Source organism: Microbacterium sp. ISL-103, from assembly GCF_018613995.1.
Classification (GTDB): domain Bacteria; phylum Actinomycetota; class Actinomycetes; order Actinomycetales; family Microbacteriaceae; genus Microbacterium.
Genome location: NZ_JAGGPD010000013.1, coordinates 476 through 13,391, shown reverse-complemented (window position 1 = coordinate 13,391; position 12,916 = coordinate 476). Strand labels below are relative to the sequence as shown.

Genomic DNA, 12,916 nt, shown 5'->3' with positions numbered 1-12,916 from the left:
CTTGATGACCACGGTGCAGCCGGCCGCGAGGGCGGGAGCGATCTTGCGCGTCGCCATCGCGAACGGGAAGTTCCACGGCGTCACGAAGAACGAGGGACCGACGGGCCGCTGCGAGACGACCATGTGGCCGGTGCCCTCGGGGTTGATGCCGTAGCGACCGCTGATGCGCACGGCCTCTTCGCTGAACCATCGCAGGAACTCGCCGCCGTAGGCGACCTCTCCGCGCGCCTCGGCGAGGGGCTTGCCCATCTCGAGCGTCATCAGCAGGGCGAGGTCCTCCTTGTGCTCCTGCACGAGATCGAACGCACGGCGCAGGATCTCGCTGCGGGTGCGGGGAGCTGTGGCGGCCCACGAGTCCTGCGCGGCCACGGCCGCATCCAGGGCGCGGATGCCGTCGCCCGGCGTCGCGTCGGCGATCGTGCGGATCACGGCACCGGTCGCGGGGTCCTGCACATCGAACGTGCCGCCGGTCTCGCCGTCGATCCACTCTCCCCCGATGAAGAGGCCGGTGGGGATGCTGTCGAGCAGCGCCTGCTCTGTCTGAGTGCTCATGGAATCTCTCTCTGTGGGGACGAAGGTCGGGTCAGCGGCGGCGGGCGCTCGGGGGCGCGTCGACGCCGAGGGTCTCACCGCGGAAGAAGGCCGGGCGTTTGATCGACTGCCAGATCATGATCACGATGCCGATCACGATGATGCCCACGCCGAGGACGAACACGAGGCCGAGACCGCCGATGCTCGATCCGCTGCCGTACGCGGGATCCATCGAGTCGATGAGCGTCGTCACGAACAGCACGGCGAGGATCGCGCCTCCGACGAGCGGGAACAGGAACGTGAAGAAGAAGCTCCTGGCCGAGTCGAACCACTGCTTGCGGAAGTACCAGACGCACGCGAACGCGGTGAGGCCGTAATAGAAGCAGATCATCATGCCGAGCGACAGGATCGTGTCGGTGAGGACGTTCTCGCTCACCAGACGCATCACGGCGTAGAAGACGGATGCGACCACGGCCGACACGATCGTCGAGTAGCCGGGAGTGAAGAACCGCGGGCTCACCCGGGCGAACTTCTTCGGCAGGGCGCCGTAGTGCCCCATCGCCAGCAGCGTGCGGGCGGGACCGACGGCGGTCGACTGCAGAGACGCCGCCGAGCTCGAGAGCACCGCGAGCGACACGAGGAACGCCAGCGGTCCGAGGATCGGGTCGGACAGCGCGAAGAAGACGTTCGCCGAGATGTCCTCGTTGGCGAGACCGTATTCGCCCGTGCCGACACCGGCGAACATGATCAGGCCGATCGCGAGCAGCAGGTAGAGGGCGACGACGACCACGACGGTGACCATCGCTGCGCGACCCGGGGTCTTGGCCGGGTCCTTCGTCTCTTCGTTCATGGTCAGGACGACGTCCCAGCCCCAGAAGATGAAGATCGACAGCGAGAGGCCGGCGGCGAAGGCGCTGAACGACGGCACCTCGAACGGGTTGAACCACGACCACGAGAACGCGGTCGGCTCGGGGGCGTCTCCGTTGACCGCCTTGACGATCGCGACGGTCGCGAAGACGACGAGCACGAGCACCTGGAAGCCCACCAGGATGTACTGGAACTTCTGGGTGGTCTGCATGTCGCGATACGACACGAGGGTCGCACCGAGCATGAAGAGCAGGCAGACGACCACGTTGATGAAGGGGTTGAACGCCAGATCCGCGATCTCGGGGTTGCCGCTGAGCTGCGCGATCAACAGGAAGAGGAACTCGACGGCGATGCCGGCGAGGTTCGACAGCACGATGACGGTCGCGGCGATCAGGCCCCATCCGGTCATCCAGCCGATCCAGGGGCCGAAGGCCCGCACGCCCCAGGTGAAGGAGGTGCCGGAGTCGGGCATCATCCTGTTGAGCTCGCGATAGCCGAAGGCGGTCAGGAGCATCGGGATGAACCCGACGAGCATGATCGCGGGCACCTGCGTGCCGACCACGGCCACCGTCGGGCCGAGAGAGGCGGTGAGGGTGTAGGCCGGGGCGATGGTCGAGACGCCGATGACGACGGCTCCGAGGACGCCGACGGCACCTGCGCTGAGCCCCTTCTGGGAGATGCCGGTCGTCACACCGGATTCGGGCTCCGTCGCCCGGTTCGTGCTGCTCATCAGCGGTCTCCTGCTTCGGCGCGGGTGCGCGGGACGACGATCATCGGTACGGGCAGTTCGTGCAGCATCTTCGCTGCGGTCGAGCCCAGGAACAGGCGGCGCGGCTGCGCCAGACGGCTGGAGCCCACGAGGACGACCTCGCCGGGGAGCCACGAGAGGTTCGCGACGGCATCCTCGACGCTGTCACCCGGTGCCTCTTCGACCTCGGCCTTCAGCTCTTCGGGAAGAAGCCCCTTCGCGAGGGCGAGAACGTCGTGCGCGTGCGCTTCTCCGACCACGCGGATCGCACCGGTGTCGAGGCCGGGCGGCACATCGAACGGCACGAGCGACACCAGACGCAGGCCGACTCGGGATTCGGTCGCGATCGCGGCCGCCTCGTCGAGCAGGTTGTCCGCGCCGGCGCGGGTGCCGACGGCCGCCGTCACCCGGGGCAGGACGTGGTCGTCCTCATCGGCGGTGCCGGCCGGCGCGAGCGCCACCGGGATGGTCGACGAGTGCAGCAGCTCGGAGGCGACGCTGCCCAGGCGGTGTCGACCGAAGATGCTGCCGTTGGCGGTTCCGACCACGATCACCCGCGCCCCGAACTCCTCGCCGGCGGCGATCAGGCCTTCGGCGAAGGATTCGCCGAACCGGACGTGACCGGTGCGCGTCAGCGCCTGCGGCAGGCGGACCACCGCATCCTCGAGCCACTCCTTCGCCTGGCGGCGGATGTGGTCTTCGTACGCGCGCTCCGGAGGGACGGCCGCACTGCGGGTGCCCTCGGCGGGCAGCACGATCACGAGGTGCAGCACCGCGCCGAGGCTCCGGGCGAGCCGCGCCCCGAGGGCTGCGGCGTCGGCTCCGGCATCCGTCGCCGTGTAGCCGACGACGACCGCGCCGGTCATCCTCCGACCTCTGCGGTGTCGCCTGCGGTGCGGATCGACTCGACGATGTTCGAGGCGACGAGGTGGCCCATGCGGATGGCGCCGTCGACGTGCTGGTACCCGGCACCCGCCATGTCGCTGCAGGCGAAGTGGATCGGGCCGACAGCCGAGCGAAGGTCAGCGCCGTAGCGGTGCAGGCCGCCCATGTCGAAGCTCGCCGCATACGCCCCACGGGTCCACTCCTCGGTGCCCCAGTCGCTCTCGTAGTAGACGACCGGGTTCTTCGCCTCGGGGCCGTAGTAGTGCGACAGAGACTCGAGGATCCGCTCCTTGCGCTCCTCGGCCGGCAGCGCGAACAGGTCGTCGGCGTTCTGGTCGCTGACGAAGCCGACCAGCGTGCCCCGCTCATCGCCGTGGTTGGTGTTGTCGTAGGCCTCGTGCGACAGCTCGTAGGGGCTGAACGCGGTGCCGTTTAGACCCTGCTCGCGCCAGAACGGACGGTCGTACACGGCGTGCACCTTGATCACGAAGCCCATCGAGATGTGCTGGTGCATCTGGTGCTGACGACGCGGCAGCGGCGGCACGAAGGCGATGCGGCTGTAGAGCACCGGCGCGTGCGCGAGGATCGCGAAGCGGGCGCGCACGGTGGTGTCGTCGGTGGTGGCGGTCACGCCGTCGGCACCCCACTCGAGAGAGCGCACCGGCTGGTTCAGGATGACGTCGTCGCCGAGACGCTCGGCGAGCAGCAGCGGCACCTTCTGGAGGCCGCCGACGACGCGCTTGTCGAGGATGAAGTCGGCATCGACGAGGTTCGAGTATGAGCCTGCGGAGGCGGCCATCAGCAGCGACTGCAGAAGCGAGAAGGAGTGCGTGGGCTTGGTGAGCATGGCAGATCCCGTGGCGAAGGCCAGGTTGCGCACGGCCTCGTCGTCGTCGGTCTGCGCACGCAGCCAGGCATCCCAGGTGACCGAGTCCCACTCTTCGGCCTTTTCGTGCTCCCACGGACGATCCGGATCGATCTCGGCGACCATCGCGTCGAGGCGCCCGGTGATCTCGTCGATGATCGCCTCGGTCGCAGCCGACACCGGGAACATCTCGCCGGTGAAGCGGTGCACCTGGCCGTCGGGGCCGACGTACACGCTGTCGCCCTCGCGGTAGCGGCTGTAGGTCTCGAGACCCAGCTCCTCGATGGTGTCCTTCAGCGCATCCTGATCCGGCGAGACCCACTGGCCGCCGAGTTCGAGCATGGCGCCGTCGATGACGTCGGTCCACAGACGGCCGCCGACGCGGTCGCGTGCTTCGAGGACGGCGACCGACAGGCCGGCCTTGCGCAGGTCGTTCGCGGCCGTGAGCCCTGCGGCTCCGGCTCCGACGATCAGGACGTCGCGAGTGATCTCAGCCATCTGCTTCTCCTTCTTTAGAAAGTGTTGTGCCGGCCGCGACTCGAAATCCCCCGATCCTCGTCGCGGCCGGACGTGTGATGGCGGTCGCAGGGCGTGTGACCGCTGGTCGGTCAGGCCGCGGCGAGCGCCGCAGCGACGACGTCGAGGCCTTCGTTGAGCAGATCGTCGCCGATCGAGAGCGGAGGCAGGAACCGGATGACGTTGCCGTAGGTGCCGCAGGTGAGGACGATGACGCCCTGCGCGACACAGGCCTTGGCGACGGCCGCCGTGAGGGCCGCGTCGGGCGCGTTGGTCTCGGGGTCGACGAACTCGGCGGCGATCATCGCGCCGTGGCCGCGGATGTCGCCGATGCGGGCATCGTTCTGCTGGATCGCGCCGAGACGCTGCGTGAGGATCTCGCCGATCTCACGCGCCCGCTCGATCACTCCGTCGTTCTCGAAGACGTCGATCGCGGCGAGCGCTGCCGCGCACGCGATCGGGTTGCCGCCGTAGGTGCCGCCGAGGCCGCCCGAGTGCGAGGCGTCCATGATCTCGGCGCGACCGGTGACGGCGGCGAGCGGAAGACCGCCGGCGATGCCCTTGGCCGTGGTGATCAGGTCGGGCTCGATGCCGAAGATCTCGCTCGCGAACATGTGGCCGGTGCGGGCGAAGCCGGTCTGCACCTCGTCGGCGATGAAGACGACGCCGTTCGCGCGGCACCACGAGGCGATCGCCGGCAGGAAGCCCTCGGCGGGAACGATGAAGCCGCCCTCGCCCTGGATGGGCTCGATGATGACGGCTGCGAGGTTGTCGGCGCCGATCTGCTTCTCGAGCTGCAGGATGACGCGGGCCGCGGCCTCTGCGCCCTCGAGTCCGTCGCGGAACGGGTACGACATCGGCGCGCGGTAGACCTCGGGGGCGAACGGGCCGAAACCGCTCTTGTACGGCATCGACTTGGCGGTCAGTGCCATGGTGAGGTTGGTGCGTCCGTGGTAGCCGTGGTCGAAGGCGACGACCGCCTGACGACCCGTGTGCTTGCGGGCGATCTTGATCGCGTTCTCGACGGCCTCGGCACCCGAGTTGAACAGCGCGCTCTTCTTGGCGAAGGCACCGGGGGTCAGTCGGTTGAGGGCCTCGGCCACCTCGATGTACGACTCGTAGGGCGAGATCATGAAGCAGGTGTGCGTGAACTGCGCGGCCTGGGCTGCGACCGCTGCGGCGACCTTGGGGTGGGCGTTGCCGACCGTGGTCACGGCGATGCCGGAGCCGAGGTCGATGAGCGAGTTGCCGTCGGCGTCGACGACGACTCCTCCGCCTGCGGCGACGGCGGCCACGGGCACCGTGTGTCCGACTCCGGCCGCCACGGCGTCTGCCTTGCGTGCCAGGATCTCGGCCGACCGAGGGCCGGGAAGATCGGTCACGAGGCGACGCTCCTGGGGGAGGTCGGGTCCGCCGAGGGGGACTGCAACAGCTGCGGTGTCGAGGAGTGCCATGTGGGCGAGCGTACGACCGCAGCGGCGACTCGTGCATTCGCCGAACTGTACAATCTGAGCGAGAGCACCGCCGAACTGTCTAAGCCGTGCTGCGAGACGAGGACGGAGCCCCGGCATGGATGCCACCGAGCAGCCGACCATGCGAGCTCTTCTGAGCCGCCGCGATCTCGGCCTGCGCCTCGTGTCGCCCGAAGACGCCCTTGCTCCCGACGCCCTCGACACTCCGCTGCGCTGGGTGCACAGCTCGGACCTCGCCGACCCCACGCCCTTCCTCGCCGAAGACCTCGCGCTGCTGACCACCGGCACCCAGTTCGACGCGGGCACCGATTTCGACGTGTACGTCGGGCGCCTCTCCGATCGCGGCGTGCTCGGCCTCGGCTTCGGCACGGACGTGCACCGGGCCGGCATCCCCGATGAGCTGATCGCCGAATGCGGTCGCCGAGGCATCCCCCTGTTCGAGGTGCCCTATCGCACCCCGTTCATCGCGGTGGCGAGAGCGCACTCCGAGGCGATCGCCGCTCAGGCCTATGCCCGCAGATCGTGGGCGCTCGACACGCAGCGCGCTCTCGCCCTCGCAGCCCTGCGGCCGCACGGCCTCGACGCGACTCTCGCCGAGCTCGGCCGCCGCCTGGGAGTCTGGGTCGGGATGTACGACGCGTCGGGGGCGCTGCAGTCCTCGCACCCTCGCGCCGAGGTGTCGGCGAGCAGGCTGGCCGGGCTCGCAGGACGCGCCACCGAGATCCTGACCCGCGGACTCGAGGCCGGCCAGTCGCTCACGATCGACGAGCAGACCTTCATGCTGTTCACGGTCGGGCGAGGCGGACAGCTGCGCGGGGTGATCGCGCTCGCGCTCGACACCCTCGATTCCGAGGCGCGCACGGTGGTCACATCGGTGATAGCCATGGCGGGGCTCGCGCTCGAGCAGAGCGAACAGCTCGCCCGCAGCCGTCGGAGACTGCATTCGCAGCTGCTGGGGTCGATGCTCGAGAATGACCCCGGCCTCGCACGCCGGGTGCTCGGCGGCCTCCCGCAGTCACCGGTCACGGTCGCCGTGGCCGCCGACGCCCCGGCCGGTCCGCTGATGGACTGGTGGGACAGACGACGGTCGGAGCACGGCACCGCCAGCTTCCTCGCGGAGTCGGCCGACGGCGTCGTGATGTGCGTCTCCGCCTCGGACGAGGGCCTGCTCGACGACGTGGCGACCCGCTTCGGCGTGCGCATCGGGGCGTCGGGCTCGGAGTCGTACGATGCCTTCGCGCGAGCACATGCGCAGGCGGTCGCGGCGCTGCGGCAGCAGTCGGATGCCGGAGTGTTCCGTTATGCCGACACGGTGGGCACGAGCATCCTCAGCGCCCTGGCGACCGACGAGGCGCGCCTGGTGGCCGAGTCGCGCCTCGCTCCTCTGCGCGATCACGACGCGCGATCCGGCGCAGACCTCGAGGGTGCGCTGCGCACCTGGCTCGAGCACGACGCGAGGGTCGATCCGGCAGCGGCGACGCTGGGGGTGCATCGCCACACGCTGCGATCACGGATCGCGCAGGCCGGCGCGCTGCTGGGGTTCGACCTGTCGTCGTTCCCCGCCCGCGCCGAGTTGTGGGCACTGCTGCAGACCGCGCGGGACTGAACCCGTCACCGCTCGGGATGCAGGTAGCGTCCGACGAACTCCTCGAACAGGGGCACCATGTCGACCGAGTCGTCGAGCAGCCACTGCAGCTGGATGCCGTCCATGACCGCGCTGATCAGTCGCGCCGCGCGGGCGGGATCGACGTCCGCGCGCACCTCGCCGTCTGCCTGTCCGCGACGGAGGATCTGCTCGGCCTCGGCGGCCCGATCCCGATAGCGCGCGGCGAAGTCGGCGTGCGACGGGTGGTCGGGGTCGGTCGCCTCCGCCGAGACGATCGCGTAGAGCGACGTGAGCCCTCTCGAGGTCTGATTGTGCGCGACGACCCGCGTGGCCTGCTCGATCAGCGTGTGCTCCGCCGGGTCGCCGGCAGCCTGGCGCACCTTCTCATCACGCTGACGGAGCACCTCGGCGAAGAGCTCCTCCTTGTCGGAGAAATGATGCAGGAGGCCGGCCGGCGTCACACCGACCCGCTTCGCGATCTCCCGCAGGGATCCGCCGTGGAATCCCGTGCGGGAGAACACCGCGAGCGCTTCGTCGACGATGGCCTGCCTGCGAGCCTGCCCCGTGGCGTAGGGGCCACGGGGCCTGCGTGCTGCTGCCGACTGCTCATCCGTGCTCATTGCCCACTCCGCGTCCTCCGACACGGGCGAGGCGAAGGCTCAGCCGTGGTGGCCGTTCCCTGCTCCCCATGACGAGCCGAATACCTGCTGCTTCATCGCTGGCCGCAGACGGTGCTCCATCTCGCGGTCCACGAAGTAGTCCTTGAGTGTATCTTTCGTGAGCTCGTTGCCGATCGCCGCCATGATCATCGACTGATCCAGCGACAGGTAGCGTTCGGCGATCGTGCCGCTCTTCACCGCGACGGCGTCGTAGACCCCACCGGGACCGTAGGCTCCGAGCTCCGTCTCGATGCCTTCGTGGTTGCGCAGAGCGCCCTTGCGGTCGTAGGGCAGCGCCAGGAACGCCGCGTGAGGAGTCACCACGCCGTCGCCGAACTCGGGGGCGGGGTTCGTGCCGGTCGCGCATCCCGGCCGGTCGATGTCGACGTCGGTCTTCTCCGCATCCGAGGTGTAGCCGTCCGAGCGCATGCCGGCGACGTCGACGCCGTACTCGGCGTATCCGCCGAAGGGGTCGCTCGCGGGCGAGAAGCCCCAGTAGCCGTAGCCGGCCTCGTCGAGTCCGTGCTGCTTCTGCACGGCGACCGTGATCGGGTGGTTGAGCTTCCACGACTTCGGTCCCCATCTGGTCTCGGGCACCAGGAGGTCGGGCATCAGCGACTCGAACATGCTGCCGCCCCAGCTCGGGACGAACGACATCCCGTCGTACTGGTAGGAGCCCTCCCAGACCTCGACGCCGTCATAGGTGCGGTACTCGCCCTGCGGGAGCTGCTCCTGCCATGCCCAGTCGCAGCCCGGAGGCATCGTGCGATGCGTGCCGTAGAGGGCCGTCGCGGGGATCTGTCCGTTGGCGATGCCGAGGTAGGTCGCGATGCGGCTCTCGCTCACCGTCGTGTCGTAGTGGTGGCAGGTGTAGAACGCGGTCTCGCCCGAGCCGTTGTACATGGGCGCTTCGACGCTGCAGTCCGGCGGTGCCGCATCCCAGAAGCCTCCGCGGTTCGTGCCCGCCGGGAGTCCGGCCGCGCCTTCGGGGTCGAAGAACGAGCCGAAGTCCATCGAGTCGTACAGGGCGTCGGCCTCGTGTGCGAGGTCGGGCTCGGCCTCGCGCACGACGCGCAGCGCAGCGGCGAGCCACCCGTTGTCGACCGTGCTGAGGAAGGGGTGCACCGCGTCGCCGGAGTCCGGCCAGGTCGTCAGCTTCTCGCCCGTCGTCGGCGAGTACCAGTTGTAGAACATGCCGCTCGCGTCGTTGCGCTCGAGGCCTGCCAGGGTGTCGAGCGTGGTCGACAGGCGGTCACGCGCGTCGTCGTCGCTGATGATGCCGAGGTCGCGAGCCGTGACGGTCGACCACAGGTATCCGCCGATGTTCGTCGGCGAGGTGTAGTCGCCGGGCGTCTCGAGGTCGCCGGTGACGTTGTCGGCCGGCAGGCCCGTCTGCTCATCGGTCATCGCGTCCAGGGATCGCCAGGTGTCCGCAGCCCAGCGGTTCAGCTCCTCGGTGCCCGGGCGTCCGCCGCCGGCCATCGCAGGGCCGCTCAGAGTCAGCCCTCCGGCCACCAGTCCGACCGTCGCCACCGCGCTCATCCATCGCTTCATCGTGTCTCCTCATCGAGAACGGCGCCGCCGAGCGCGACGCTGCAACACGCGAAAACCTAACATGTGTTCGGTGTTCGCTCAACCCCCTCTCGGCGAGGGAGAAAGCGCCTCGGATGCCGTGGCTCCCCCGTTCAGCGGGGCGCGTGCGCCTCGAGGAACTCGTACACATCGGTGGTGTCGACCCCGGGGAAGGCTCCGGTCGGCAGGGTCGCGAGCAGGGTGCGGGGCGTCTTCACATTCGGCCAGGAGTTCTCACGCCAGCGTCCCTCGAGGTCCGCGGGAGCCCGACGACAGCACACCTCGACCGAGTGCTTCGAGACCCCTCGGTGCGGAGTGTCCCGACCCACGAACCACTTCGTGTCGTCGAATCGCACGCCGACGCTGACCGAGTGCAGCCCCTCGCTCGACGCTTCCACGCGCGCCGTGCACCAGTAGGTGCCGTTGCCCGTGTCGGTGTACTGGTAATACGGGTTGAAGCGGTCATCCTCGTCGAAGACCACCCGGCTCGTCCACCGGCGGCAGCACATCTGGCCCTCGATGGCGCCGAGGCGGTCGGTCGGGAAGTTCACGTCGTCGTTCTCGTACGCCTTCGTGATCGTCCCCGACTCGTGCACCTTGAGGAAGTGCACGGGGATGCCGAGATGCCGGGTCGCGAGGTTCGTGAAGCGGTGTGCCGCGGTCTCGTACGAGACGGAGTAGGCGTCGCGCAGGTCCTCGATCGATATCGCCCGGCGCGCCTTCGCCTCTGTGAGCGCGGGCACGACGTGCGCTTCGGGGATCAGCAGAGCGCCGGTGAGGTAGTTGGTCTCGACGCGCTGGCGCAGGAACTCCGCATAGCTGCGCGGCTCCGCGTGCCCGAGGATCCGGCTCGAGAGCGCCTGCAGCACGGCGGTGCGCGCATCGCCCTTCGCCGGCACGCTGCTCGACAGGTACAGGCGCCCGTGGGCGAGGTCGGCGACGCTGCGCGTGGTCTGCGGCAGATCGGGGGCGTAGTGCAGCGTGAAGCCCAGGTGGGCGGCGATCTCCGAGGCCGTGCGCTGGGTCAGGGGCCCTCCGGGATGCCGGACGGCCGCGAGGATCTCTGCCGCCTTCGCCTCGAGGTCGGCGAAGTGGTTGTCCTGCCGACGCATGAGGTGACGCAGCTCGACGTTCGCGCGCCGCGCCTCCTCCGGGGTGGCCGCTCGCTCGTCCCGGAGCCGATCGATCTCGCCGTGCAGGGCGAGCAGCGCCTTCAGGGCATCCGTCGGCATGCTCTTGGCGATCCGGAACGGCTCGATCCCGAGCGCCTGGAAGGTCTGCCCCTTCATCGCTCGCTCGAGGGCGATCTCGATCGCGCTGCGCTCGTCGAGCGGCTCGCCTTCGAGAAGCGCATCGATCGTGACACCGAGTGCACGCGCGATCGCCTGCAGCTGGGTGAGTTTCGGCTCGCGCTTGCCGGTCTCGATCATCGACATCTGACTCGGGGCCCGGTCGACGGCTGCGGCGAGATCGTCGAGGGTCATCCCTCGCGCCGTGCGCAGCTGCCGGATGCGGCGGCCGATCGTGAGGGCATCGGCGTCTTCTTCGACGGCTGAGGTGCTCATGCGGCCGATTCTGTCACAGAAACAGAATTTCTTGTGATCTTCACTGCTGGATCGGCCGGGAGTACCCCGGTTCTTCACCCACAGTGGAACCACGCCACCCCGGCTTCACGGCCGGGCATCCCACGGAGGAGACACCATGACGAACACCGCTCAGAACCACACCCCTCGCCCCGCCGGTCTGCGCGCCGGCGACCAGGTTCAGACGGCCGCCGAGCTCCAGGAGATCTGGGACACGGATCCTCGATGGGACGGCGTCGAGCGCACCTTCACCGCAGACGACGTCATCCGCATCCGCGGCTCGGTTCGCGAGGATGCGACCCTCGCCCACCGCGGAGCGGAGAACCTCTGGAACCTGCTGCACACCGAGGACTACGTGCGGGCGCTCGGCGCCTACACCGGCGGCCAGGCCGTGCAGCAGGTGCGTGCGGGCCTCAAGGCCATCTACCTCTCGGGCTGGCAGGTCGCGGCCGACGGCAATCTCGCCGGCCAGACCTACCCCGACCAGTCGCTCTACCCCGCCAACTCGGTGCCGGCGGTCGTGCGCCGCATCAACAACGCGCTGATCCGCCAGGACCAGCTCGAGCACGCCGAGGGCGAGGTCACGCAGGACTGGATCGCACCGATCGTCGCCGATGCCGAGGCCGGCTTCGGCGGACCGCTCAACGCCTACGAGCTCGCGCAGTCGCTGATCCAGGCGGGCGCCGCCGCCATCCACTGGGAAGACCAGCTGGCGAGCGAGAAGAAGTGCGGCCACCTCGGCGGCAAGGTGCTCGTGCCGACGCAGCAGCACATCCGCACTCTCAACGCCGCGCGCCTCGCGGCCGACGTGTCCGGTGTGCCGACCGTCATCATCGCCCGGACGGATGCTCTCGCCGCCGACCTGCTCACCAGCGACGTCGACGAACGCGATCAGCAGTTCACCACCGGCGAGCGCACGACAGAGGGGTTCTATCGCATCCGCCCCGGCATCGAATCGGTGATCAGCCGTGGACTCGCGTTCGCCCCGTACGCGGATCTGCTCTGGGTCGAGACGGGTGAGCCCGACATCGAGCTGGCCCGTGACTTCGCCGCGGCGATCCATGCGCAGTTCCCCGGCAAGCTCCTCGCCTACAACTGCTCGCCGAGCTTCAACTGGAAGCGCCACCTGACGGACGCCGAGATCGCGACGTTCCAGCAGGAGCTTGCTGACCTGGGCTACAAGTTCCAGTTCATCACGCTCGCCGGCTTCCACGCTCTGAACCACTCGATGTTCGACCTCGCCCGCGGATACGCCGAGCGCGCCATGAGCGCGTACGTCGAGCTGCAGGAGGCCGAGTTCGCCGCCGAGGCGAACGGCTACACCGCCACCAAGCACCAGCGCGAGGCGGGCACCGGCTACTTCGACGTCATCTCGACCGCGCTCAACCCCGACAGCGCGACCCTCGCCCTCGCAGGCTCCACCGAAGCCTCGCAGTTCCACTAAGCCACTTGTGAAGGACACACGATCATGACCACTCCCACCGCACCGCCGATCACCGCACCGATCCAGACGACGCAGCAGGGCCCGGCGATCACCGTCTCGGGTCCCCGACGCGAGCGCTACGACGAGATCCTCACCCCCGAGGCGACCGCGTTCCTCACCGAGCTGCAC

10 protein-coding genes and 1 pseudogene (1 of these 11 only partly in view) are annotated in these 12,916 nt (G+C 69.1%); 3 read left to right on the top strand and 8 right to left on the bottom strand.

What is annotated here, in order from left to right:
- The 5 genes from J7E68_RS00745 to gabT all read right to left on the bottom strand — a co-directional run.
- Positions 1-552 (bottom strand): aldehyde dehydrogenase family protein (locus J7E68_RS00745; RefSeq protein ID WP_215168941.1); only part of this gene is annotated, 552 nt, incomplete at its 3' end.
- Positions 553-583: 31 nt separating this feature from the next.
- Positions 584-2,128: an APC family permease gene (locus J7E68_RS00740; RefSeq protein ID WP_215168939.1), complete on the bottom strand. Its 1,545-nt coding sequence runs from the start codon at positions 2,126-2,128 to the stop codon at positions 584-586.
- Positions 2,128-3,012 carry a universal stress protein gene (locus J7E68_RS00735; protein WP_215168937.1) on the bottom strand — a complete coding sequence of 295 codons (885 nt, stop codon included), beginning with the start codon at positions 3,010-3,012 and terminating at the stop codon, positions 2,128-2,130. The genes J7E68_RS00740 and J7E68_RS00735 overlap by 1 nt, the downstream gene beginning before the upstream one ends.
- Positions 3,009-4,394: an NAD(P)/FAD-dependent oxidoreductase gene (locus J7E68_RS00730; RefSeq protein WP_215168935.1), complete on the bottom strand. Its 1,386-nt coding sequence runs from the start codon at positions 4,392-4,394 to the stop codon at positions 3,009-3,011. Before J7E68_RS00730 ends, J7E68_RS00735 begins: the two co-directional genes overlap by 4 nt.
- Before the next feature lie 110 nt (positions 4,395-4,504).
- Complete coding sequence (gene gabT, locus J7E68_RS00725; protein WP_215168933.1) at positions 4,505-5,866, bottom strand: 4-aminobutyrate--2-oxoglutarate transaminase; 1,362 nt, start codon at positions 5,864-5,866, stop codon at positions 4,505-4,507.
- Between the two features lie 115 nt (positions 5,867-5,981).
- On the opposite strand from gabT, the gene J7E68_RS00720 reads away from it, so the two are divergent.
- A complete protein-coding gene (locus J7E68_RS00720) occupies positions 5,982-7,490 on the top strand; it encodes a PucR family transcriptional regulator (RefSeq protein ID WP_215168931.1) in 1,509 nt (502 codons plus the stop codon).
- 5 nt (positions 7,491-7,495) lie between these two features.
- On the opposite strand, the gene J7E68_RS00715 is transcribed toward J7E68_RS00720, so the two are convergent.
- The 3 genes from J7E68_RS00715 to J7E68_RS00705 all read right to left on the bottom strand — a co-directional run bounded on the left by J7E68_RS00715 (position 7,496) and on the right by J7E68_RS00705 (position 11,286).
- Positions 7,496-8,110 carry a TetR/AcrR family transcriptional regulator gene (locus tag J7E68_RS00715; RefSeq protein WP_215168929.1) on the bottom strand — a complete coding sequence of 205 codons (615 nt, stop codon included), beginning with the start codon at positions 8,108-8,110 and terminating at the stop codon, positions 7,496-7,498.
- 39 nt (positions 8,111-8,149) lie between these two features.
- A complete protein-coding gene (locus J7E68_RS00710) occupies positions 8,150-9,703 on the bottom strand; it encodes a glucoamylase family protein (protein WP_215168927.1) in 1,554 nt (517 codons plus the stop codon).
- Positions 9,704-9,834: 131 nt separating this feature from the next.
- Entirely contained in the window at positions 9,835-11,286 is a 1,452-nt protein-coding gene (locus tag J7E68_RS00705) for a helix-turn-helix domain-containing protein (RefSeq protein ID WP_215168925.1), read from the bottom strand.
- 136 nt (positions 11,287-11,422) lie between these two features.
- Here J7E68_RS00705 and aceA point away from each other — a divergent pair, with 136 nt between their 5' ends.
- On the top strand, positions 11,423-12,748 hold the full coding sequence (gene aceA, locus J7E68_RS00700) for an isocitrate lyase (RefSeq protein WP_215168923.1): 1,326 nt from the start codon (positions 11,423-11,425) through the stop codon (positions 12,746-12,748).
- A gap of 24 nt (positions 12,749-12,772) precedes the next feature.
- Positions 12,773-12,916: pseudogene (locus J7E68_RS00695) on the top strand (malate synthase A); its annotated part runs 475 nt beyond the window's last position; the annotation flags it as partial.